This window comes from Streptomonospora wellingtoniae, assembly GCF_031845375.1.
In the GTDB taxonomy this organism is placed as follows: domain Bacteria; phylum Actinomycetota; class Actinomycetes; order Streptosporangiales; family Streptosporangiaceae; genus Streptomonospora; species Streptomonospora wellingtoniae.
Genome location: NZ_JAVREK010000017.1, coordinates 1 through 23654, shown reverse-complemented (window position 1 = coordinate 23654; position 23654 = coordinate 1). Strand labels below are relative to the sequence as shown.

At 73.0% G+C, this 23654-nt stretch carries 21 protein-coding genes; 2 read left to right on the top strand and 19 right to left on the bottom strand.

Annotated features, from left to right (window positions below):
- On the top strand, positions 1 to 840 hold the full coding sequence (locus RM446_RS16050; protein ID WP_311546118.1) for an alpha/beta fold hydrolase: 840 nt from the start codon (positions 1 to 3) through the stop codon (positions 838 to 840).
- A gap of 201 nt (positions 841 to 1041) precedes the next feature.
- Here RM446_RS16050 and RM446_RS16045 read toward each other — a convergent pair whose 3' ends face one another.
- From RM446_RS16045 to RM446_RS15955, 19 genes are all read right to left on the bottom strand, one after another.
- Positions 1042 to 5178: a vitamin B12-dependent ribonucleotide reductase gene (locus RM446_RS16045; protein ID WP_311546117.1), complete on the bottom strand. Its 4137-nt coding sequence runs from the start codon at positions 5176 to 5178 to the stop codon at positions 1042 to 1044.
- Between the two features lie 108 nt (positions 5179 to 5286).
- A complete protein-coding gene (gene nrdR, locus RM446_RS16040) occupies positions 5287 to 5790 on the bottom strand; it encodes a transcriptional regulator NrdR (protein WP_311546116.1) in 504 nt (167 codons plus the stop codon).
- Between the two features lie 657 nt (positions 5791 to 6447).
- Positions 6448 to 10026, bottom strand: coding sequence for an OmpA family protein (locus tag RM446_RS16035; protein ID WP_311546115.1), 3579 nt, complete (start codon positions 10024 to 10026; stop codon positions 6448 to 6450).
- Positions 10027 to 10043: 17 nt separating this feature from the next.
- Positions 10044 to 10502: a TadE/TadG family type IV pilus assembly protein gene (locus tag RM446_RS16030; RefSeq protein WP_311546114.1), complete on the bottom strand. Its 459-nt coding sequence runs from the start codon at positions 10500 to 10502 to the stop codon at positions 10044 to 10046.
- Positions 10499 to 10915 carry a TadE/TadG family type IV pilus assembly protein gene (locus tag RM446_RS16025; RefSeq protein WP_311546113.1) on the bottom strand — a complete coding sequence of 139 codons (417 nt, stop codon included), beginning with the start codon at positions 10913 to 10915 and terminating at the stop codon, positions 10499 to 10501. Before RM446_RS16025 ends, RM446_RS16030 begins: the two co-directional genes overlap by 4 nt.
- The gene (locus tag RM446_RS16020) at positions 10912 to 11346 is read right to left on the bottom strand and encodes a TadE/TadG family type IV pilus assembly protein (protein ID WP_311546112.1); all 435 of its coding nucleotides are present in this window, start codon (positions 11344 to 11346) and stop codon (positions 10912 to 10914) included. The genes RM446_RS16025 and RM446_RS16020 overlap by 4 nt, the downstream gene beginning before the upstream one ends.
- 3 nt (positions 11347 to 11349) lie before the next feature.
- Positions 11350 to 11523, bottom strand: coding sequence for a hypothetical protein (locus RM446_RS16015; RefSeq protein WP_311546111.1), 174 nt, complete (start codon positions 11521 to 11523; stop codon positions 11350 to 11352).
- A 196-nt stretch (positions 11524 to 11719) separates the two neighbouring features.
- Positions 11720 to 12622: a type II secretion system F family protein gene (locus RM446_RS16010; RefSeq protein WP_311546110.1), complete on the bottom strand. Its 903-nt coding sequence runs from the start codon at positions 12620 to 12622 to the stop codon at positions 11720 to 11722.
- Entirely contained in the window at positions 12619 to 13515 is an 897-nt protein-coding gene (locus RM446_RS16005) for a type II secretion system F family protein (protein WP_311546109.1), read from the bottom strand. Before RM446_RS16005 ends, RM446_RS16010 begins: the two co-directional genes overlap by 4 nt.
- Positions 13512 to 14876: a CpaF family protein gene (locus tag RM446_RS16000; protein WP_398695299.1), complete on the bottom strand. Its 1365-nt coding sequence runs from the start codon at positions 14874 to 14876 to the stop codon at positions 13512 to 13514. Before RM446_RS16000 ends, RM446_RS16005 begins: the two co-directional genes overlap by 4 nt.
- A 16-nt stretch (positions 14877 to 14892) precedes the next feature.
- Complete coding sequence (locus RM446_RS15995) at positions 14893 to 15735, bottom strand: hypothetical protein (RefSeq protein ID WP_311546108.1); 843 nt, start codon at positions 15733 to 15735, stop codon at positions 14893 to 14895.
- The gene (locus RM446_RS15990) at positions 15735 to 16472 is read right to left on the bottom strand and encodes an SAF domain-containing protein (protein ID WP_311546107.1); all 738 of its coding nucleotides are present in this window, start codon (positions 16470 to 16472) and stop codon (positions 15735 to 15737) included. The genes RM446_RS15995 and RM446_RS15990 overlap by 1 nt, the downstream gene beginning before the upstream one ends.
- A 73-nt stretch (positions 16473 to 16545) precedes the next feature.
- Positions 16546 to 17400: a hypothetical protein gene (locus tag RM446_RS15985; protein WP_311546106.1), complete on the bottom strand. Its 855-nt coding sequence runs from the start codon at positions 17398 to 17400 to the stop codon at positions 16546 to 16548.
- On the bottom strand, positions 17394 to 17969 hold the full coding sequence (locus RM446_RS15980) for a hypothetical protein (protein ID WP_311546105.1): 576 nt from the start codon (positions 17967 to 17969) through the stop codon (positions 17394 to 17396). Before RM446_RS15980 ends, RM446_RS15985 begins: the two co-directional genes overlap by 7 nt.
- 319 nt (positions 17970 to 18288) lie before the next feature.
- The gene (locus RM446_RS15975) at positions 18289 to 19338 is read right to left on the bottom strand and encodes a zinc-dependent dehydrogenase (RefSeq protein WP_311546104.1); all 1050 of its coding nucleotides are present in this window, start codon (positions 19336 to 19338) and stop codon (positions 18289 to 18291) included.
- A 150-nt stretch (positions 19339 to 19488) separates the two neighbouring features.
- Positions 19489 to 19941 carry a PTS sugar transporter subunit IIA gene (locus tag RM446_RS15970; protein ID WP_311546103.1) on the bottom strand — a complete coding sequence of 151 codons (453 nt, stop codon included), beginning with the start codon at positions 19939 to 19941 and terminating at the stop codon, positions 19489 to 19491.
- Positions 19931 to 20239: a PTS lactose transporter subunit IIB gene (locus RM446_RS15965; RefSeq protein ID WP_311546102.1), complete on the bottom strand. Its 309-nt coding sequence runs from the start codon at positions 20237 to 20239 to the stop codon at positions 19931 to 19933. Before RM446_RS15965 ends, RM446_RS15970 begins: the two co-directional genes overlap by 11 nt.
- Positions 20236 to 21369 (bottom strand): PTS mannitol transporter subunit IICB, encoded by a 1134-nt coding sequence (locus RM446_RS15960; RefSeq protein ID WP_311546101.1) that lies wholly within the window; start codon positions 21367 to 21369, stop codon positions 20236 to 20238. Before RM446_RS15960 ends, RM446_RS15965 begins: the two co-directional genes overlap by 4 nt.
- A 285-nt stretch (positions 21370 to 21654) precedes the next feature.
- Positions 21655 to 22410, bottom strand: a complete 756-nt coding sequence (locus RM446_RS15955) for a DeoR/GlpR family DNA-binding transcription regulator (RefSeq protein ID WP_311546100.1) — start codon at positions 22408 to 22410, stop codon at positions 21655 to 21657.
- 492 nt (positions 22411 to 22902) lie between these two features.
- Between RM446_RS15955 and RM446_RS15950 the strand changes: the two genes are divergently transcribed.
- Positions 22903 to 23654: WXG100-like domain-containing protein (locus RM446_RS15950; RefSeq protein WP_311546099.1), on the top strand; the 752-nt coding region annotated here is incomplete at its 3' end.

Sequence of the window (23654 nt, the reverse complement as noted above, 5' to 3'; positions counted from 1 at the left end):
ATGAGTGAAACCCCGCGTTCGCGCGTTGTGAGAACCGCCGTCCAGGTCGACGGCGAGGCGACCAGCTACCTGACCGTGGAGCAGGACGGCCCGGTCGCACTGCTGTTGCACGGAACGTATTGGAGCCGCGTCTGGCTCCCGGTCCTGGACCGCCTCGCGCAGGCGGGGCTGCGGCCCGTTGCGGTCGACTTCCCCGGACTGGGGCGCTCGGAAGGCGAGCTCACCCTGGAGACGGCCGCGGTCCCAAACCTGGCGGACTGGGTGGCGCGGTTCGCCGCCGCGCTGGGGATCTCCGGGCCCGTCGCCGTGGCGGGCCACGACATCGGCGGCGGCGTCGCCCAGCACCTCCTCGCCCACGACCGGCTGGAGGTGCCCCGGCTGGCCCTGGTCAACTCGGTCACCTACGATTCGTGGCCGGTGCCCGGAGTGGCCCGGTACCGGGACCCCGAGGTCGTCGCGGCGACCACCGCCGACGACTTCCTCGCCGCCCGGCGCCGGGTCGTTGCGGCGGCGCTGGCGGGTGCCGCCACAGAGCAGCGCATCGTCGAGTATCTGGACCCGTGGACCGCTGCCCGCGTCCGCCGCTCCTGGATGGCCCTGGCGGGCGCGGCCGACAGCCGCTACACCCGCGACCTCGTTCCCGCGCTGAGGCGGTCCGCGGTGCCCAAGCTGCTGGTCTGGGGTGAGGACGACGGGTTCCAGAAGGTGGAGTACGCCGAGCGGTTCGCCTCCGAGATCCCGCAGACCACGCTGGTACGCATCCCTGAAGCCGGGCACATCCCCATGGAGAACGCGCCCGGCCTGGTCGCCCGCGCCCTCGCCGACTTCTTCACGGCGTAGAGGGGCGAGAGGCGGCGTCTCCGACGGGGGCGCCGGTTCGCCGCACCGATGCCGCGCGCGGGGCGCGGCGGGCCCCCGGCGCTTCGCTTCGGGAGCAACGGCGAAGGGGGATCCGGCCGCGACCGGATCCCCCTTCTGGACTGCTATTACGCAGTCACTCTGCTAGGGCGAATGCTGCATCGAATGCAACTCTGCCTAGTTCTAGCTGCAGCCGCTGGTGGAGCCGCAGCCCTCGCACACGTAGCAGCTGCCCGACGGCCGCATCTTGGTGCCGCAGGTGACGCACAGCGGGGCGTCGGCCACGAAGCCCTGGCTGCGCTCGACCAGCTCGGTGGTCGTGTGCGGCTCGTCCCGCTCCTGCGCCGCGGCGCCGCCGGGGCGCTCGTCCTGCTCCTCGGCCGCGCTCTCGGCCGGGGTCAGCGGCGCGGACTGGGCGTAGGACTCGACCTGGGCCGCGACCTGGGCGGGGTCCTCGCCGTTGGCCATGGCGCGGCGCTCCTCCGCCGAAAGGACGCCCAGGGCGGCCCGCTCGTCGTAGGGCAGGTGGTCCAGCGCCAGGCGGCGGAAGATGTAGTCGACGACCGACTGCGCCATGCGGATGTCGGGGTCGTCGGTCATCCCCGCCGGGTCGAAGCGCATGTTGGTGAACTTGTCGACGTAGGTCTCCAGCGGGACGCCGTACTGCAGCGCAATGGAGATGGCGATGGAGAACGCGTCCATGACCCCGGCGAGCGTGGAGCCCTGCTTGCCGAGCTTCATGAAGACCTCGCCGAGGCCGTCGTCCGGGTAGGAGCCCGCGGTGATGTAGCCCTCGGCGCCGCCGACGGAGAAGGACACCGTCTCGCTCGGCCGCTTCTTGGGCAGTCGGCGCCGCACCGGGCGGTTGACCTCGATGACCTCCGGCTCGGGCCTGTCCTGCTCCTTCTCCTTGGTCTCGGTGGAGGAGGTGGACAGCGGCTGGCCGACCTTGCAGTTGTCCCGGTAGACCGCCAGCGCCTTGAGGCCAAGCTTCCAGCCCTGGAAGTAGATGTGCTCGAAGTCCTCGACGGTGGCCTCCTCGGGCACGTTCACCGTCTTGGAGATCGCGCCGGAGAGGAACGGCTGCACCGCCGCCATCATCTGCACGTGGCCCATGGGCTGGATGTAGCGCTTGCCCATGGCGCAGTCGAAGACCTCGTAGTGCTCCGGTCGCAGGCCGGGAGCGTCGACGACGTGGCCGTGCTCGGCGATGTACTCGACGATCGCCTCGACTTGCTCCTCCTGGTAGCCGATGTTGCGCAGCGCCCGCGGGATGGCCTGGTTGACGATCTGCATCGACCCGCCGCCGACCAGCTTCTTGTACTTGACCAGCGAGAAGTCGGGCTCGATGCCCGTTGTGTCGCAATCCATCATGAATCCGATGGTGTTGTGGCTGACCAGACCGTTGGCCACGTAGGTGACGTTGTCGGGGACGGAGATGTCGTAGGTCGGCTGCACACCGCCGTCCCGGTTCTCCGCGACCCGCTCGAATACGTAGCCAAGAGCGTGCCCGAGCCGCATGTCCAGCGTCTCGGCATAGATCCGCTCGGCCGACTGGCGAGCGACGCCGCCGTGCTTGCGCAGAGACTGCAGAATGCTGTCACGCTCGGGGTGCCCGGCCGGGACCAGGTCTTCCCAGACCTGCCCCGGCAGCATGATCCGGTCGCCCTTGGCCGAGCGTTGCGGGTCCAGAGCGACCACAAGCCCGTTCTTGCGATCGCCCATGAAACCGACGGTCTCGTCGAAGCGGAGCGCGTGGTCGACGTTGCGCAGCCGAACCACGTGGCAGTCACCGCCGGAGCCGCTCTGCGTGATACGAGTCGTGGTCGCCATACCGAGAGCGAGGAGAAGGGTCCGGACCTCTCCGGCGAAGGATTCGTTCGCCGTGGCCAGACTCGGCACGCCTTCGAGCACGGTGCCGTCGGCCTCGAACAGGCCGCGCAGAAAGGCGCCGTAGACCGACGGGTCGTTGGCCTCAAGGATGCTCGACGGCACCCGGGGGGTCCAGCCCTTGCCCGTGTGGTCCTGGCCGGGCAGGTCCTTGGCGAACCCGGCGGCCGTCCACCACCGCGCCAGGCGGACCGACTGGAGCGTCACCTCCTGATAGCCCTGCCGCTGCGACACGTCAGGGACGAGGTTGAACAGCCCCTTGCCCAGGATGCGCAGACGCTCGACCACATCGCTGTCAGTGTCCGCGACGCAGAAGCGGACCCCCTTGGCGTGCAGGCTGCCGTCGCCCATGAAGTAGCCGACGAGTTCGGCGAGTTCCTCGTCCACCGAGTCCGGAACGACCACATCCCGGTCGCCGGAGTAGTAGGCCTGGTCCAGCACGGGCAGAGGCACCCGCCGGGGCTGACCGACCAGCGTTCCCATCTGGACCGGTACCACGTCGTCGGGTGCGATGTCGGCGAACCGCTTCCACTCCCACGCGCCCGTCGCGGGGGAGACGACCTTGATCCGGTGGGTGAGGGTGCCCTGAATGCTGTACCCGCCTGCGGTCACGATGCGCCGGGTGGGCTCCTCTCCGTTGACGAAGAACCGGGTCGCCTGGCGCGATCCCTCGTCCGTGGACACCTCCGCCGAGAGGTCCTGCCACTGGGAACCGTAGACGTCGCCGAGCTCCGCAAGCCGGACCAGCCCGCGGTCGGTGGTGACCATGGAGTCGCCGGTGAGACAGCCGGTGGGGGCGAGAAGACTGGCCTGGGCGTTGCGCCAGCCGTTCTTCTCACCCGTCTTCAGGCACTGCTGCCAGGACGTGGTGGCCGCGGCCGCGATGGCGCGGTCCATCGCGCCGACGGTGCGCAGGTCGTCGTTGGCGGCGGCGTGCTTGCGCATGACCCGCTTGTGGGCGTCGGAGTTCTTGGCGTAGCCCTCGTAGGGGCCCACGACGCCCGCCAGCTCGGCGCTGCGCTTGTAGGCGGTGCCGGTCATCAGCGAGGTGATGGCGCCGGCCACGGCGCGGCCGCCGTCGGAGTCGTAGGCGTGGCCGGTGGCCATCAGCAGGGCACCGAGGTTGGCGTAGCCGATACCCAGCTGCCGGAAGGCCCTCGTCGTCTCGCCGATCTTCTCGGTGGGGAAGTCGGCGAAGGTGATAGAGATGTCCATCGCCGTGATGATCAGCTCGGTCAGCTTGACGAAGGAGGCGATCTCGAAACCGTCGTCCTCGTCGAGGAACTTCAGCAGGTTGATCGACGCCAGGTTGCACGACGAGTTATCCAGGTGGACGTACTCGGAGCAGGGGTTGCTCGCGGTGATACGCCCGCTCTCGGGCGCGGTGTGCCAGTCGTTGATGGTGTCGTCGTACTGGATACCGGGATCGGCGCACTCCCATGCGGCCTTGGCCATGCTCGCGAACAGCTTCTTGGCGTCGACGGTGGCCACGGCCTCGCCGGTGGTGCGGGAGGTCAGCCCGAAGTCGGAGCCGGAGTCCACGGCGCGCATGAAGGCGTCGGAGACCCGCACCGAGTTGTTGGCGTTCTGGTACTGGACGCTGAACATGTCGGCGCCGCCGAGGTCGACGTCGAACCCGGCGTCGCGCAGGGCGCGGATCTTGTGCTCCTCGCGCGCCTTGGTCTCGACGAACTCCTCGATGTCGGGGTGGTCGACGTCGAGGACGACCATCTTGGCGGCGCGGCGGGTGGCGCCGCCGGACTTGATGGTCCCGGCCGAGGCGTCGGCGCCGCGCATGAACGACACCGGACCCGATGCGGTGCCGCCGGAGGTCAGCAGCTCCCGGCTGGAGCGGATGCGCGAGAGGTTCACGCCCGCGCCGGAGCCGCCCTTGAAGATGATCCCCTCTTCCTTGTACCAGTCGAGGATCGACTCCATGGTGTCGTCCACGGAGAGGATGAAGCACGCCGAGACCTGCTGCTTCGAGGCGGTTCCGACGTTGAACCAGACCGGGGAGTTGAAGCTGAAGTACTGGTTGACCAGAGCGTGCTTGAGCTCGTGGTCGAAGATCTCGGCATCCTCGTCGGTGGCGAAGTAGCCGCCGGCCTTGCCGGTCCCGGTGTAGGTGCCGGCCACGCGGTCGACGAGCTGCTTGAGGCTCCACTCGCGCTCGGGGGTGCCCAGCGCGCCGCGGAAATACTTGCTGGCGACGATCTGGGTCGCGTTCATCGACCAGGACGCGGGGAACTCCACGCCTCGCTGCTCGAAGTTGACCGAGCCGTCGCGCCAGTTCGTCATGACGACGTCTCGGCGCTCCCACTCGACCGCGTCGTAGGGGTGGACGCCGGGCCGGGTGAAGATGCGCTCCATCTTCAGTCCCTTTCGGCGGTCCTTCCCCTTGCGGGCCGCCCCGCTAGCGGTCTCAGTCATCTCGCTCCCCCTGCTCCTCGTCGCGTACCCGGTTCAAGCACCCATCCGCCCGGCGCCGGATGCGGTGCGTCGTGCTCGCCTCGGCCGTTCTCCGCGGCCCAGTCCTGCTCAGCCCAACTCCTCTTCTCCGTCCTCGGCCGGCCGCTCCTGTTCCGGCCCGCTGCGCTCGCGCCCCGCACGCAGCAGCTCGATCTCCTTCTCGAAGTCCGCCAGCGACTCGAAGCCGCGGTAGACGGACGCGAAGTGCAGGTAGGTCACCTCGTCGAGCTCGCGAAGAGGGCCCAGTATCGCCAGCCCGATCTCGTGTGCGGGCACCTCGGCCACGCCCTGGGAGCGGATCTCCTCCTCGACCCGCTGCCCCAGCTGGGCCAGCTCGTCCTCGGTGACCGGCCGGCCCTGGCAGGCGCGCCGCACACCCGCGACGATCTTGCTCCGCGAGAACGGCTCGGTCACACCCGAGCGCTTGGCCACCATCAGCAGGACCGTCTCCTGCGTGGTGAAGCGGCGCTCGCACTGCGGGCAGGACCGCCGCCGCCGGATGGCCGAGCCGTCCTCGGCCGAACGGCTGTCGATCACCCGGGAGTCCGGTTTGCGGCAGAACGGACAATGCACGCCGACGCACCTCCCCCGGTATGGCTGACTCCTCCCGGCCCCGGACGGCCGCTGCTCAGCGCGGCCCGCTTTCGCGGGATGCGCCGTCCGGCGGGCGCTCCGGTGGCCGACCCCCGTTCGGGACCGCCCGCGCGACAGGCGATCCACGAGGATCACGTACCTACTAAAGCACAATTTCTAGGCTGCGTATTCCAATGCAAGCACTAGATGTTGTGGTTAACCTACGACCGCCCCACCCACTACGCAAGCCCCTGAAGCGAGTGGCGGGCGAGCGCCGCAGGTCATCGCGGGCAAACCACGAGAGGTGGCCGGACGGGCCCGGTACGTGCCCGTGCGCGCGGCCGTTCTCCTGTGCGCATGCCCACAGCCGCACACGGCGCGCCGCGGGGGCGGCGACGGCGCGCGGCGGCGGCACCGGCCGGACGCGCACGGGGGTCGGCTCGGCGCCGGCCGAACGGGCGGCGCGGTCGACCGGGCGGGCGAGTGGGAGGCCACTGCGGCGGCGGCCGGTGGATACCCTACTCGCCCGGCGGCACCCGCGAACCCGCCCCACGCCGGACCCGCCGACGGCCCCCCGGGCCCCGGCACCGTCGACTGACTCGTAGCCATCGCAAGAGGAAATCGCCCTTCACGATGGCTACAAGATCGACGGGGCCCTCAGGTGGTCTCGCGCGGGCGCCAGTTGCGGCCGCGGCCCGCCTTGCGCGGTTTGCGGGGCAGGCGCTGCATCTCGGCCTCGTTTCCGGTCGTGGAGCCGTCCTCGGCGGCTTCCGGGTCCTGCCGGACGGCTCCGTCCGGCTGCTCCGGCGCGTCCGCGGCTTCTGCGGATGCCTCGGCCGCCGGGGGGCGCGGGGAGGCGCCTCCTCCGCCGGAGCCGTCGCGGCGGGTCCGGTCGGAGTCGGACCGTCGGGCGGGCCGTGCGCCCTCGCCCGGATCGGCCGGGAGGGAGGCTGCGGCGGACGCGGCCGTTCCGGTCCCCGGCCCTGCGTCCGGTCCGGTGTCCGTTTCGATGTGAGCCGACGCCTCCGCGGCGGTGGCGCCATCGCCCGACGCAGCTCCTGCCGCCGCGGTCTGGTCGTGCGCGGCGCCACCGGACTTCGCCAGGCGCATGCGGCGCACCCGCGCCGCCCGAGCGGTGGCGTCCTGCGCCCGCTTCCCGGCGGCGCCCCGGCCCGACGTGCCCGACGGGTCCTGCGCCCGCTTCCCGGCGCCGCCCGAGCCCCGGGTGCCCGACGGGTCCTGCTCCGCCCCCCCACCGGGCCGTGCGGGGCGAAGGGGCTGGGCCGACTCTTCCGGCTCCTGCGGCCGGTCGTCGCCACCGCCCGCGGCGGACCCCGCCTCGGCCGCGTCGTCCGCGGCGGCGGCGGCACCGGCGGCCGGGGGCGCGGGCGCGTCCCTTCGCGGCAGCCGGGACACCGGCCCGACCGGCACCGCCGCCCCCGGCCCGGCCCGGTCGGGCCCGGGTCCGGCGCCGTTCCCGTGCGACGGCCGTTCCGCGCTGCCCGCCCCATCGACCACGGCAGACGATTCGTCCGCGGCCTCCTCGGGAGCGGCGGGCTCCGCCCCGCGCGCGGCATCGCCCGACGGCGCCGCGCCCTTGCGCGGCAGTCGGGACACCGGGCCCGCGGGAGTCCGTTGCACGTCCGCGCCGCGGTCGGCCGCGTCCTCGGCCGCGCCCGAGGCGGACGACCGCGCAGCGGCCTCGGCCGGCTGCCCGGACGCGTCGGCCACTCGGGGCGCCGCCGTGTCCGCGACTCCCGCGGTGTCCGCCGGGATGCCTGAGGACGCCTTCGCCGTGTCGGGCGCCTCGTCCGCGCCCGCTGCGGCCGCGGCACCGGCGTTCTTCGACCCGGCGCCGACGACGCCCGCGTCGGCTCCCTCCGCCGGGGCGGCGGTGCCGGACACTCCACCGCCGGACTCCGCCGCGGCTCCGCTTCCCGCGTGCTCGGCACCCGCACCGGCCACCGCCTCGGTGCCGTCCCCGGCCCCGGCCGTTCCGCCCGGTCGGCCCCCCGGCGCCAGCGCTGCGGTGAACCCGCTCAGATCGGTCACCCGCTCCGTGCGCCGCTGCCGCTCACGGTGCCCGTCCGCGGCCGCGCGGGCACCCGCTGCGCGCGCCTTCCCCGCTTTCGCCGGCTTGGCGGGAGCCGCGGGTTCCTCCGCCTGCGAGTCGCGCTCTGCCGCCGCGTCCTTTTGCGCCGCGTCCTGCTGCGCCGCCTGCCGGTCGGCTTCGAGCCGCTCGGGCTCCTGCAGCGCCGACGGCGCGGCGCTCGCCGCAGCCGCTTCATCGGCCGCCGCCTCGGTCGCCTCGGCGAACGGCGCGTCGAGCGCGCGGGGGGCGGGCGGGGTACTCGCGGTCGCGCGCTGCGCGGGCTGAGCGTGCCGGTAGGCGCGAACGGCGGCCGCCACCTCGCTCTGCTGCGACCCCGGCCACGAGGCGTGGTGGAGGGTGCTGAGCGGCGGGCTGGTCTCGGTGATCAGCCCGTCGGCCGAGACGTGGCAGCTTCCGCCCAGGGGCCAGCGACCCGTCAGCACAGCCGTGATCCCGCTCCGACGGCCGTGCAGGAGCAGGCCGGAAAGCGCCGTCTCATGGCGCGCGTCGTTGTCGGTCAGCAGCACGAGCGGCTGCCCCTCGGAGGGGGTGCCCGGGTCGGCGGCGCGATCGTGCAGTTCGCGCTGCAGCTCGGTCAGGGCCTCCTCCATGGAGTCGGTGAGCCGCACCGGCGCGCAGGGGTGGGCCTGCAGTACTCCGTAGGCTTCGGGACCGAGCAGCTGGACCGCGTAGGTCGAGGTCATGATGACGCGGGCGGGCCGCTCCGCCGGGTCGCCCAGCGCGTTGACGACCAGCCGCCGCGCGGCCGCCCGCGCGCCCGGTCCGGTCAGGCCGATCCCCGGGACGTGGTCCAGTTCGACCGTAACCCGCTCGTCGATGTCGGGAGCCGGTTCGGGCCGGGGAGGGATCGGCGGCAGGGCGCGGCGCTCGCTGTCGCCCGGACTCCGGCGCAGTTTCGGCAGCGTCAGCCGAAGCCGGGGCACGCCGGACCCCCGGCGCCCCGCCGCGTAGCCGCCCACGATGCCCGCGACGGCCAGCGCTCCGGCGGTGGCCGCGTCGGGAACCTCCACCATCACCACCGGCGTGCTCTGCGCCGGCGCGGTGCCGTCGCCGGCGGCCTCGCCACCCGCCTGCTCGCCTGTGTCCTGCCCGTTCGCGGCGGCCGCTCCGGCGGGGGCGCCCGCCGCGCTGGCGGCGTCGGCCGTGTCGCCGCCTCCCGCCGCCTGCGCGTCCGCGCCCGGCTCTCCGCCGCCGCCCGCACCGTGGTCGCCGCCCGCCGGAGCGTCCTGGTTCCGGCCGACCGAATCGCCCGCACCCTCGGCGCCGTCCTGCGGGGCCTGGGTACCGGCGGCGTCGGCGCCGCCGTTCCCGCCGACGGCGGCGACCTCATAGGCGATCTCGATCCGGCGCTGCGCTTGGGCGTCCCCGTCGCGCTGCTGCCGGGATCCGGCGCCCTCCGTCTCGATCTCGGGCGCGTCGTCGCCGAGCCGCTGGCGCAGGTAGTCGGCCGCGCTCTCCGCCCGCTCTCGGGAGAGTTCCCGGTTGACCGCGTCCGGGCCGGACGGGTCGGTGTGGCCGCTGATGCGCACCGGGGCGCCGGTGCGGCCGAAATCGCGGACCATGTCGGCCACGCCGTCGAGGTCTTGGCGCATCGGGTCGCTCAGCGCGGCCGACTCGAAGGCGAAACCGGCCACCGTGCGGGACCGCTCGGCGGTCCATTCGGAGTCGGCGGCGGGGGTCTGCGGCGCACCGTCGGGCGTGTCCTCCCGGCCCCTGGTGTCCGGCGGGCTCTCGTCGTCGGTCTGCGTGCCCGGTTCGACGTCCTGTACCTGCACCGTGTCGGCCAAGGCGCTCGCGGGAGCCGCGACGGTCGCGCCCAGCGCGGTGGCTGCCACCACCTGAATCGGGCCCAGCGGGCGGAACCGCAGCCCGCCGCCGCGCGCCCGCGCGAGCGCCTCGGCGCCGAGCGCCGCTCCGTACAGCCCCCACACCGCCCACAGCACAACGATGAGCAGCGCCGTGGGCACCCCCGGCGGCAGCGCGAAGCTGCGCAGGTGGACGACAACGCTCTCCCAGCTCAGGTCCGGTTGCGGCCAGGGAAGCTGCCACAGCAGCACGTAGGGGATCCCGATCAGGACGGCCGAGGCGAGCAGCAGCGCGCTCAATCGGCGGAAGGTGCTCATGTCGCCTCCACGGTTCGCTACGCGACGGGTCGGTTGTAGGGGCGTGCGGTCGCGGTCGCCTCCACGGTCGTGGAGCCGATCGGCAGGAGCGCGAAGTCGTATCCGATCGAGCAGGTGACGGTCACAGTGTCCCCTTCGACGGAGACGGTTCCGGTGGTGCCGGAGTCGGTGAGGAACGCCCGGGCGGCCGCGCCCGCGGCGATCGGGTCCAGGTCCACCTGCCGGGATCCGGCGCGGTAGGCCTCCCAGTCGATGTGCTGGACTCCGGCGCGGGCGGCCTCCTGGGCGAGCAGGTCGGCCCGGGTGTGGGCGCGGAGCACGCCCCCGCCGTCGAAGACCAACCCCAGGCACAGCAGGAAGGCCGCGGTCATGACGACGACGAACGCGGTCGCTTGGCCGCCCTCGGAGCGCGCGGCCCGCCTGCCGGGCCCGCGCGCGGGTCCGGCGGTGCGGCGCGCGGCCGCTGCGGCGCTCACGGCTGCCCCCGGAAGGTGTCGACGACCACCGTGGCCTCGCCCTCGACCGTGTGGGTGCCGGGCAGCGCCAGCCCGCTCAGGTCGCCCAGGCCGATATGGCAGTCCAGGACGGCGGTGACGGCGCCGCCGGGAGCCAGCCCGCCGTGGTCCAGCGTGAGCGTGTACTCGGAGCAGGCGAGCCCGTGGCTGTCCAGCGCGGCCGCTGCGGTCTCGGCGGCCGCGGCCTCGGCTCGGGCGGTCGAGCGCTGCATCGAGGCGGCCCGCGCCGCGGCGTGGGCGACCTCGTCGGCGGTGGCCTCGGCCCGGGTGACGCGCCCGGCCAGGATCATCAGCATGGCGAACAGGATGAGCATCGGGGTGAGGATGGTCAGCTCCACGGCCATCGAGCCGCGCTGCGCGTCGCGCGGGCTCACAGCGGCCCTCCCCCGGTGTCCGCCGCCCCCGGGGCTCCGCCGCCCTCGGGCTCGACGAAGCGCTCGGTGGGCGCGGTCAGCTCGTGGCGCACCGGCCAGCTGATGCCCGGGATCAGGGACGGGACCTCCGCCTCGACGACCACCCGCACGTTCTCCGGTCCGCGTTCGATCGCGATGCTGCGGTGGGAGAGCAGGCTGCCGCCGAGGCTGTCCGCTGCGGCCTCGGCTTCGGCCTGGGCGCCGTCGCCCTGCACGGCGCGGGCGGCCTCGACCGCGCGGCGGGCGACGCTGCCCGCCACGTGGTCTCCGTGCGCCCACACCGCCGCCTGCAGCACGAGCAGGACCAGCAGCATCATCAGGGGCGTGGCGATGGCCAGTTCGACGCTGCCGCGGTCGTCGGCGGCGCCGCGGCGCCCGTTGAGCAGGCACACGGTTCAGTCCAGGGAGAAGGATTCGGCCTTCTCGATGACCTGCGCCGAGATCGCGCCGACGGCGGTGACGGCCATGAGCGCCAGTACCGCGATCACCAGCACGGTCTCGGTGGAGTAGCCGCCGTCGCCGCGACCGCGAAGGCGGCGCGGGTCAAGCAGTCGGCGCAGGTAGTTCATCGGCACTCCTCAGTGCGGTTGCGGTGTCGCGGACATCGGGGGTCGCTCCGGGGCGGCGACGGGCCGGTGGTCGGCGGGGGTGCGCGCCGCCCCGAGCGGGGGCGGCCGCCGGTGCGGGGCCTGTTCCCTCCGGCCGGTTTCATCGGTGCTCCCCCGTCTCCGGTTCGCCGGTTCCGCCTGGGTTCGGTGCTGCAGTTCACAGACTGGTCAGGATGTGGGTGAGCGCCGGGTAGCCGAGCAGGCCGAGGAACCCGGCGAACAGCAGGACGACGGGCAGGCTCATCCGCTCCGTCGCGGATTGGGCCTCGGCGTCGAGTTCGGACAGGAACTGAGTGCGCAGGGTCTTGGCCTTGGCGGCGAGGGAGCCGCGCACCCGGGCGCCGTCGGCTCCGGCCAGCTGGAGGCTCGCGGCCAGCTCAGCGAACTCCGTCGTGTCGTAGTGCTCGGCGAGGTCGCGCAGGGCCGACCAGGCGGGCCGGCGTCGCAGCGCGGCGATCCGCAGCGAGTCGCGGATGCGGCCGATGGCCCAGCCGCCGCCGGCGGAGGCCGCGTCGGAGAGCGCCCCGTTGACCCCGGCCCCGCCGGCCAGTGCGACCACGACCAGGTCGGCGAACGCGGCCAAGGCGTGGCGCATCTGCTCGCGGCGTTTGCGGGCCTCGTCGCGCAGGGACAGGTCGGGCGCCAGCCAGGCGATTCCGGCGAACACGGCCCAGGCCGCCGTTGCCCACAGCGAGCCGACGTCGACACCCGCTGCTGCCAGCGGCACCGCCAGCAGCGGCGGCAGGCCGACGCCGAGCACGAGACCGGTGGCCTTTTCGGCGAGGTAGGCGGCCGGGTCGCGTTCGCAGATCGCGAGGTCGCGGCGGGCGCGGGCACCGGGCAGGCCCATGGCCGCCATCAGCGGGGCGCTGACGGCGCCGAGGCGGGCGACCGCTCCCTGCTGGGCGGTGCGCGCCGGGTGCACGGCGCGGGGCGGCGGCGGGTCGGCCAGCCGCTCGCCGAGTGAGGGCCGGGAGAAGCGGACGGCCAGCAGCAGCCATAGTCCCAGCCCGATCGCGCAGCCGGCGACGGCGGCCAGCAGCAGGGCAGGGCCGTTCATGCCGACACCTCCGCGGTTTCGCCGATGGCGGCGGGATCCTGCGGCGCGAGCACGCGCGGTCCCTGGCGCGGCCGGGACAGCCGCACCATCCACGTCAGGGCCGCCGCCCAGACGCCGCCGATCGCGGCGAGCACGAGCTGGCCCAGCAGCGTGTCGAACGGCTCCAGGTAGTCGGGGCTGAACAGCAGCAGGGCCGCGGCCGTGCCGAGGGTGACGGCGATGATGATGCGCGTGGAGGTGCGTACCCGGGAGCGGCCGGCCGCGACGCGAACGAGCATCGCCGCCTGTTCGCGGGCCGCCTCGGCCAGGGTGCCGAGAAGAACACCCAGGTCGGTGGCGTGGCGGGAGGCGGCGGTGGTCAGTGCCGCGGCGACCAGGTCGGCGATGGGGTTGTCGACCTCGTCGGCGAAGTCGGTCAGCGCCTGCTGCGGCGGCCGCCCCTGGCGCAGGGCCTCGGCGAGCCGGGCGACCTCCTCACGGATGCTCTCGGGCGCGATGGGCACGGTCGAGGCGATCGCCTGGTGCAGTCCGGACGCACCCGCCATCAGGTCGCGCAGCATCTCCGCCCAGGCCGCCACCGCCTCCACGCCGGCGACATGCGTGTCGTAATCGCGGTCGGGCCCCAGAACACCGGGCAGCCACCAGGCGCCCAGCCCGGCCAGCACACCGGCGACCGGCCATCCGGTCACGGTCCACACCAGCAGCCCGGCCGCCACGGCGAGGACCAGGCGCAGCGGCCGCCGCCTGCCCAGCAGCAGGGTGCGCGGCGACAGCCGGTTGCGCCGTGTCGAAGGCGGGGCGGACGCGAGCGCGAGGAGCGTGAGCCACAGTCCCGCCCCGGCCAGCGCTCCGCAGACCGCCGCGACGGCGGCCCCGGTCGCCTCCCCGCTCATGCGGGCCACCCGCCCACGCCCATGCCACCGCTGAGCTGGGCGACGTCGAAACCGGCTTCGGAGAGCGCGTCGACGGTGACCGGGCTCGGCGGTGCCGCGGGCAGCGATCCGCCGCCGCGGTCCCGGCGGAATATCTCGTTGGAGACGACGTTCTGCCCCTCGGCGCCCACGACCTCGCGGATGCTGGTGACGACGCGGCCTCCGGTGGGCCGCGCCGACACGTGCACGACGAGGTGCACCGCGGCTGCCACCAGAGACGCCGTGGCGTCCAGCGGCAGCCGCTCGGCCGACTGGGCGGCGTAGGCGCCGAGCTTGGTGAAGGCGCCCGCGGAGTCGGCGGCGTGCAGGGTGGTGAGGCTGCCGTCGTTGCCCTGGCTCATCGCGTTGAGCAGCGGAACCGTCTCGTGGCCGCGGGTCTCGCCGACGATGACGCGGTCGGGCGACATGCGCAGAGCGGCGCGCACCAGGTCCGCGATGGTGATCTCGCCCGCGCCCTCGACGTTGGCCGGGCGGGCCTGCAGGGCAACGCAGTCGGGGTGGGCCTCCACGTCGCGGTCCAGGCCCAGCTCGAAAACGTCTTCGATGGTGACCAGGCGCTCGGTCGGCGGGATCTCGGCGGCGAGCGCGCGGACGAGGGTCGTCTTCCCGGCGCCGGTCCCGCCGGTGACCACCATGTTGCGGCGGGAGCGGACGGCGGCGCGCAGCAGCCGCTCCGACAGGGCGTCCAGGGTGCCCAGGTCGCGGAGTCTGCTGAGCGTGGTGCTGGTGTGGCGGTGGCGGCGGATGGATACAGCGGGCGCGCGGGCGACGTCCATGATGGCGTTCATCCGCTCGCCGCCGGGCAGCGGCATGTCCAGGATGGGCGCTCCGGGGTCGAAGCGGCGCTCGCCGGTGACCGACTCGGCGGCGATGCGCCGCACGAGCGCGACCAGCTCCTCGGAGGTCTCGAACATCGGAGGGCGGCGCTCGCGGCTGCCGTCGCCGTAGCGCACCCACACCTGGGTGCCGTTGCAGTTGATGTTCTCGATCCCGGGGTCGTCCAGCAGGGGCTGGAGCGGCCCGAGCCCGCACACCTGGGCCAGGGCGCGGGAGGCGATCACCTCTTCGGCGTCCTGGTCCAGCACGGCTCGGCCTTGGGACAGGGCGGCGCGCGCGGCCTCGTCCAGGACCTGGGCGATGACGCGTTCGGCGTGGTGGCGGTAGTCCTTGGTGTCGGTCTCCTCGCCGCTCAGCAGGTCGCTCAGGCGGCGCCCGGCCTCGGCGGCCACCCATGCGGTCCACGCGGCTTCGCGCTCGGCGCGTTCGGGGTCGGCGAAGCGGTCGAAGCGTCCGCCGAGCCCGGTGAGGTCGGTCTCGCTCAATTGGCCCTCCGGTGGCTCACGGTTGCGTGTCCGGTCCGCGGGCGCCGCTCGGCGGCTCCGCCGCGGCGTAGCGCTGTGCGCGCGGCTGCGGGGGCGGAGGCTGCGGCGCCGCCGCGTCCGGCGCGGCGACGGTGCGCGCCAGGGCGAGCGCGGCCTTGAACAGGGGACGGCGGGCAGGGCGCCGGAGGTGGGCCTCTCCGCGCAGGAACGCGGCGCTTTGCCGGTCGAGCGGGATGCGGCCGCTCCATACGGGCAGGCCCAGGGCCGAGCCGAACTCGTCGGTGGAGCCGGAGCCGCCTGCGACGACCACGCGCAGCCGCTCGACGGACTCGGCGAGGGGGGCCGCCGACTGCTGGACCCGGCGCAACTGGGCGGTGTCGTCGGCGACGATCAGCAGCGCCTCCCCGGCGTGAGCGGCGATGTGGGCGGTCGGGGTACGGGGAGCGAGGCGTCCCAGGTCCGCGAGCACGGCGGGCCGCTGCCCGGCGGCATCGGCGGCCGGGGGGTCGGCGGGCGCCGCCGTGAGTGCCGGGTTGTTGGTGGCCAGCAGTTGCACGGCGCCGCCCGCGGGATCGGCGGAGGCGGGTCCGGGGCAGACGGACAGGCCGCCGGGCAGGGTCTGGCTGTAGGCCGCGGGGTCCGCCTGCGGGCCGGCACCGCGGTGGCGGGTCGCGGCTGCGAGGTCGGTGACGCCGGGCGACGGCTGGAGCCGGTGCCAGGCGGCGACGTCGCCGCCGGAGGCGTCGGCCTCGACCAGTACCGCTCCGGCCGGGTCGGGCCAGACCGCGGCCAGCGCCAGCGCCGTGACGCTGACGCCGGGCGCCCCGCCCAGCGAGAAGAGGGCGACGGTGCGGCCCATCAGCTCTGCCCCCTCGGCCGGACCTGCACCACCGCGGCGCGTTCGGCGGCCGCGGCGGCGGAGACCTGCCCGGCGGCGTCGGCGTCGACGACGAACTCGACGCTCGCCGAACCGTCGGTCTCGGAGATCTCCACGGACTGGACCCGGGCGGGGTAGGCGGTGACGCCGGAACCGGACGCCGGCCCGGCGCTCTCGCCGCCGGCCGCGCCGCCCGACCCCGCAGCGCCGGAACCGGCGCCGGAAGCGGAGTCGTCGACGAGGACGACGGAGACGGCGGCGCCGCGCTCCAGGGAGACGGGGAAGCGGCCGGGGGCCAGCACGGCGCCGACGACGGCCTTGCCGTCGGCGGGGTACTCGGCGCTCGGGCCGAGAGCGGACTCGGGCAGCACGCCGCCCTCGGGAACGGGGACGGTCAGCGTGCTGCCGACGGCGTCCTGCAGGCTCCCCTCCTCGACGACGGAGACGCCCGGACTGACGGACATGCGCGCCACCTCCAGGTCGGCGGCGGTGAGGACGTGGCCCGCGGACAGGTCGCCTCCGGCCACCAGGACGGCCTCGCGCTCGTCGAGACGCTCCACGGCGGCGACGCCCGCCAGAGCGCCCGCGGCCATGATCGCCACGCCCAGGCCGAGCCAGCGCCACCGGCGCGGCCCGCTGCCCAGCAGGCGCACCTGCGGCGGTCCGGTCGTGGGGCGGCTTTCGGCCGCCGCGGGCCGCGCGCCGGTGGTCGTGCTCACCGTGTCCTCCTTGTCGTGGGGTGTGTCAGGGGCGCGGCCCGGCGCCGGGGCGGCATAGCGCCCGCTCGGGGGGTCATGCCCCGCTCCCGGTCACCAGGCCTTGGGACTCCTCCACGGCGAGTTCGGTCTCGGACCGCGTCGTCACGGCGTCGAGTCGGCCGCTCTCGCCGTTGGAAAGCTCCCATTCGATGTCCCAGCTGATCTCGGCCGCCACGGTGTAGGTGCCGCTGTCCTGGGAGGCGGAGGAGCGGGTGTAGACGTGGCCGCAGTCGGGCGAGGCCGCGTCGGGGGCGTGCACGGCGGGGTCGAAGGGGGTGCCGGGGCCGTCGCAGTTGAACTCGGTTCCGTCGCCCGTCGTCCAGCGCGTGGAGCGGGGGGTGGCGGTCAGTGTCAGGCCCAGGTCCGGGACGTCGGCCTCGGCGGTGGCGGGCTGCCACTCCTGCTCGTCGACCCACAGCCACACCGGCGTCTTGACCAGGATCAGGTCGTCCGCGGCCGGGGAGGAGGAGATCGCGGGGCGCGGCAACTCGAAGGAGTCCATGGACTCGACGATGAGCGCGACGGGGTCGGCGGGTGCGTCCTCACCTCCGCTGTAGTCGATCGACTCCCAGTCGATGGCGTCCCAGTCGACGGAGTCCCAGTCCACTGCGTCCCAGTCGACGGCCCCCCAGTCGACGGAGTCCCACTGGTCGGCGGTCTGCGAGCCGGCGTCCCCTTGCGCGGGCGCGGGGCCGTCGTCCCCGGAGGAGGCGGCGTCGTGCTGCAGGTACTTCAGCAGAATGTCGCAGCCGGCTCCGCCCTCGCTGCCGCACTCGATCTGGCCGAGGAACGAGTCGCCCGTGGCGGGGGTGTCGGCTCGGGCGGCGCTGGACGCGGCCAGGACGAGCACGGCGGCCGCCAGGGAGGCCGATCCTGCCTGTCTCAACATGTTCCGGGCTCCCATATCCGTAGTTCGCTCACACGCCAGGCGAGGCCGTCGTGGACCAGGCCGGCCTCCACCCGCCGCGGGCCGCTCCCCGGCGACGCCGGGCCTGCGCCCAGGTTCCACGCGGAGTCGTCCAGGCAGTCGGTGACGCGTGCGCTGTCGGCGCCGGTGATCTCCGCTTCGGGGGCGAGTTCCGGTGCGCCGGTGACCTGGTGGCCGTCCGCTCCGGCCAGCGCCTCGCTCAGCAGCAGCAGGGCCGCGCCGGTGGCGTAGCGGTCGAGTTCGCCGGTGGCACCGCCGCCTTTGCGGGAGGCCGCCGCGGCTTCCTGCCACATCGCGGTGTAGGCGTCCAGCGCAGCCTGCCGGTCGCCGGCGGCGCTGGCCGAGGGACGGGCCCCTCCCGCCGCGGGTGAGCCGTCGGCTCCGGGTGGTGTCCCGGCGCCGGTGGAGCAGCCCGCGACCAGCACAGCGGACAGCGCGCAGCCTGCGACGGCCCGAAGTGCGGCCCTGTCTGCCGGGCGGCCGCGCTCAGGCGCCCAGTGCGGGGGCACGGCGCCGGTCCTTGGCTGCATTCGATCCCATCCCAGGAGCTCCGTTCGGCGGCCTCTACCGGTGGCCGGCGACACGCCCGGAGGGCGGCTGCGGAGGCGGCCGCGCGCGGAAACCGTGGACGTCGCGCCGGGGGCGCCGCCGCTCGGGTATCCGATCGCCGGCTGCCGCGACTCACGTCGCGCGTGTGTGGTGGTGCCTTTGGTATCTCTTGGCTTTGCGTAACTTTATAGAAGGTAATTGTTGCAAACAAGAGTGGGCAACTGAACACCACACTACAACAACCTAAATCACACAGACCCCCAAGTACGTCCGCGCACCAGCGACAGGGAGTCCCGCCGCTCAGGGTTCCACGGTCACCTTGATGGCGCTGCCCGCGGCGACCGTCTCGATCGCCTTGGGCACCTCGCCCAGCCCCAGTCGCTCGGTGATCAGATCGGCCACCGGCACCGCACCCGAGGCCACCAGCTCCAGGGCGCGCCGGTTGTGCGCGGGACTGGAGCCGTTGGCGCCGAGGATCGACAGTTCGCGGTAGTGCACCGCGTTGGAGTCGAGCGGGATCACCGGATCGTCCTTCGGCAGCCCGCCGAAGAAGCTGATGCGCCCCCGGCGCGCCGCCATCCGCACCGCGTCTTCCTGCGCCCGGTTGGAAGCCGCGGCGGTGATGACCACATCGGGTCCCCGACCACCGGTCAGCCGCAGCACCTCCTCGACGGGGTCTCCGGCGATCGCCGCGTCCGGCGACACCACTGCGGCGGACATGTCCAACCGCTCGCGGTTCAACTCGACCAGGAACACCCGCGCGGCGCCCCGGGCGCGTGCCATGCGCACATGCATGCACCCGACGGGCCCGGCGCCGGTTACGACCACCGTGTCGCCCTCGCCCACCCCCGCGATCTCCTGGCCGTTGAGCACACACGCCAGCGGCTCCGCGACGGAGGCCTCCGCGAACCCGATACCGTCGGGGATCCGGTTCACCCCGCCGACCGCCAGGACCTTGGCAGGTACCACCAAGTACTCGGCGAACCCGCCGTCGTAGTGGTAGCCCATCGACTCCTGGTTCGGGCAGATCGTCTGCCGGCCGCGCGTGCAGTCCGTGCACGCGCCGCACGGGATGGCGGCGATCACCTGCACCCGGTCGCCGGTGCTCCACCCGGCCGCGCCCCGTCCCGCCTGGACGACTTCTCCGGCGATCTCGTGCCCGATGACCCGCGGCGGCACGATGTGGTGGTGTCCGTGCCGGTGGATCTTCACGTCCGTGCCGCAGGTGGAGCAGTTGCGGACCCTGATCTTGAGCTCGCCCTCTCCGGCCTGCGGTTCGGGCGCCTCCTCCAGGCGGATGTCGCCGGGGGCGTAGAAGCGGGCGACCAACATGGCTTCCCTCTCTCTCATCGTGCTGCTCAGACTGCTCGTGCTGTGCCGGGGTGCGGCACGGCGGTCCGACGGGACACCGGGTCGGCGGCCGGTCCGCCCGGTGCGTCGCGCGCCGCGGTGCCCGCCCCGCCGGACCGGGTCGGGCACCGCCGGGTACAGCGCAGCGCGCTAGGAGGCCGGTTCGGTCCCGACCGGGCTCAGCAGCTCCACGACGGTGGCGGCATCCTCGGCCTGCCGCAGCCGCTCGGCCTTGGCCGGGTCGGACAGCACCCGCGCCAGCGCGGCGAGGACACCGGTGTGCTCGTCGCCGTGCGCGGCGATGCCGATCGCGACGACGGCCCGGTGGCCGTCCCAGTCGACCCCGTCGGGGAACTGCACGAACGCCAGTGCGGTGCGCTTGACCAGCGCACGCGCCGCGTCGGTGCCGTGCGGGATGGCCACTCCCTCACCGATGTAGGTCGGCACGGAGCGCTCGCGTTCGTGCATCGTCGGCAGATAGGCGGCCTGCACCGCGTCGAGCCGGAGCAGGAGGCGCCCGCACAGGTCCACGGCCTCGGCCTTGTCCCGGGCGGTGCGGCCCAGCCACACCGCCTCGGGGCCGATCCGCAGGTCAGTCGGCAATGGTCTCGCCTTCCCGGACGGCCTGCTCCACGCGCGCGAACGCCGGGTCGCCCAGGAACATCTGAAAGCCGATGACGACGGTCCCCGGCTGGGCCGAACGCGCCCGCGACACCAGGCCGGAGTGGCACAGCACCAGGTCGGCGTCGTCGGGGATCCGGTCGACGGAGGCGTGCTCCACGGCCACCCCGTGCGGCGACAGGGACTTCGACATCTGCGAGGTCAGCAGGACGCTGCTGCCCATGCCCGCGTCGCAGGCGACGACGACCTTCTTGATGTCGGAACCGTTGATGCTGCTCATTGCTGTGCCTCCGCGTTGCTGCGCTGCGCCTTCTCCTTGTTGCGCTCCGGACGGCCGAAGCCGAGCAGGAGGGAGGCGACGATGAACGAGACGATGGTCGCCGCGGCCACGCCCGCCAGTACGGACAGGTGGCCGCCGCGGGGAGTGACCGCCATCAGGGCGATGATGCTGCCCGGCGACGGCGTCGAGACGGTCCCGGCGCCCAGCAGCATGAAGGTGGTGACACCTGTGATGCCGCCGGCGATCGCGGCCACGATCAGCTTGGGCTGAGCCAGGATGTAGGGGAAGTAGATCTCGTGGATGCCGCCCAGGAAGTGGATCACGATGGCGCCGGGCGCGGTCGAGCGGCTGACCTTGGGCCCGAAGAGCATGCAGGCGAGCAGCACGCCCAGGCCCGGCCCCGGATTGGTCTCAATCAGGAACTCGATGGCCTGCCCGGTCTCGGACACCCGGGCGGCGCCCAGCGGCGCGAAGACGCCGTGGTTGATGGCGTTGTTCAGGAACAGCACCTTGGCGGGCTCGACGATGAACGAGACCAGCGGGAGCAGTTGGAGGTCGATCAGCGCCTGCACGCCGCTGCCCAGCACCTCGGTGATCGTCTGGACGACGGGGCCGATACCGAAGAGGCCGACGACCGCCATCGCGCCGCCGAGGATGCCCGCGCTGAAGTTGTTGTAGAGCATCTCGAAGCCGGCGTGGATGCGCGGGCGCGCCACCTTGTCGAGGAGCTTGGTCAGATAGGCCGCGAGCGGGCCGATGATCATGGCGCCCAGGAACATCGGCACGTCGGATCCGACCACCACGCCGATGGTGGCGACCGCGCCGACGACGGCGCCGCGCTGCTCGTAGACGAGGCGGCCGCCGGTGTAGCCGATCAGCAGGGGCAGCAGCGTGCCGATCATCGGGTCGACGAGCTGGGCCAGCGTTTCGTTGGGGAACCAGCCGTCGGGGATGAACAGCGCGGTGATGAGCCCCCACGCGATGAACGCGCCGATGTTGGGCATCACCATGCCCGACAGGTAGCCGCCGAAGCGCTGCACCGCGGCGCGTGCCGATTGGAGGCGGTTGGGGGGCGGGGACTGGGCGGACGTGTCGGCCGCCGATCCGGACGGGGACTGGGGTCGGGCCATGGGGGATCACCTGAGGACGTGTTCTCGCGGCCCGAAGCCGGGGGCGGATGCCTGCCGGGAGGGAATCGGGCCGTCGGGGGGCGGGGACGGTTCGAGGAAACCGGGCTTCGGGGACGGGTATCGGGGACCACGGGAAGCGGGCATGCCGCGGCGGGAGATCCGCCTGCGGCAGGCTGGTCGACCGCACCGGAGGCTTGCCGGCTCAGGCCGACCCTGAGAGCGCAGGGCCGCATACGGGGCGGCGGGCGGCTGCCGGGGAGGACTGCGCCTGCCGCGGTGGGCGCATCACACCACGACGACTCGCGGCCCGAACGCTGCGAGCTCGTCGGCCAGGCCGTCGGCCAGACCGGAATCGGTGATGATGCAGTCCACCTGGTCGAGGGTGGAGAAGCGGGCGAAGTGGTCGTTGCCCACCTTGGTGTGGTCGGCGAGCAGGACGACACGGCGGGCGGAACGGATCATCGCCCGTTTCACCTGGGCTTCGGCGGTGTCGGGGGTGCTGAGTCCGTGCTCGGTCGAAACGCCGTTGGCGGCCATGAAGGCGACGTCGACGAAGGTCTCCTCCAGCGCCTGGAGGGCCCAGCTTTCGACGGTGGCCTGGGTGCGGGGACGCAGGCGGCCGCCCAGCAGCATCAGGTTGGTGTGGGCGCGCGGGGTCAGCGTCAGCGCGATGGAGACCGAATTGGTGACGACGGTGAGTTCGGCGGGGAGCTGCTCGGCGAGCCGACCGGTCGTGGAGCCCGCGTCGAGGAGGATCGCCCCCTCGGCCGGCACCTCTTCCAGGGCCCGCTTGGCGATGCGCTCCTTCTCGGGGGTCATGACGGAGTCGCGCTGCGCCAGCGTCGGTTCGAACCCCAGCCGCTCGACGGGGATCGCCCCGCCGTGCACCCTCCGCAGCACACCGTGGCGTTCGAGTGCGGTCAGGTCGCGCCGCACCGTCTCGTAGGTGACGTCGAAGTCCGAAGCCAGCCGTGCGACATCGACGCGACCGTCCTTGCGGGCGCGTTCCAGGATGCTGCGCTGCCGCTCTTCGGCGTACATGTGACATCACCTGCGTTTCAGTGTGGCTTTCAGTGATGCTAGTGAGGTCCCGCAACACGTTCAAGAGCACTCGGAGATTGCACGCTAATCGCCCGAATTGCGGCGTTTATTGCGTTACTGGGTTCTCTACCCAGCACAGAGGCCGTTTTCGGTGGTTCCGGTCCACACACATGTGTCCGGTGATCCCTCCTTCGGCTCTCTACATCTACCCGATGCACCGCGACGCAGCGCGGGCGGGCGCATCGCCGTCGATCTTGTAGCCATCGTCACTGGAAAACGTTTTCCATCACGATAGCTACAAGATCGGCGAGGTCGCCGACGGCGGGCGCCTATGCCCGCCCGCACACTCGTGGCGGCGGCGATGTTTTCCGCAGCGTTAACCCGCACGTCGCCGACCACCGCCGTCCTGTTCCTCGCTTCCTGTTTGTTTGGGTGCGATTCCCATACGAATCAGCGTCGGCTGTGTTGTGCGATGAGTTGAGGCGAGACGCGATGCCACCCTTCGGCCATGACAGTCCCCAATGGGTCCGCGACACCGCCAAATGGCTCCTCGGCATCGAAATCCCCGAAACCAGCCCCACCAAACTCCGCGCCCTCGCCGAAACACACGACGGACTCGCCACCGCCCTCAGCGAAATCCGCGACCTCATCGACGACACCCGCCGCAAAGCCCGCTCCAACTTCTCCGGCGTCGCCGCCGACTACTACAGCGACGCCATCAAAAAATACACCAGCGGCGACAACGACTACATCGCAGCAGCCACCACCACCAGCCAAAAACTCTCCGACGTCCTCCGCAAAGCCGCCGCCGACGCCGAATACATGAGCTGGATGGCCCTCGTCCAACTCCTCATGCTCCTCGCCGAAATCGCCTACGCCATCGCCATGGCCCCCTGGACCGGAGGCGCCTCCCTCACCTGGATCCCCGCCTTCAAAGCCATCCGCAGCCTCCTCATCCGCCAGATCATCGACTGGTTCATCACCACCCTCCTCGGCCACATCGCCTTCGAAATGCTCGGCGCCCTCGCCGGACTCTTCATCCAGCAAGGCCAGATCGAAGACGGCAAACGCGACGCCCTCGACATGAAAATGGCCCGCGACGAATTCCTCGGCGCCATCATCACCGGCACCATCTCCGCCGGACTCGCCCCCATCGTCGACAGAGTCATCGGCATCCAGATCGACCGCGTCCTCAAAAACAACCTCGACATCCTCACCAACACACCCCCACCCCGCATCACCAC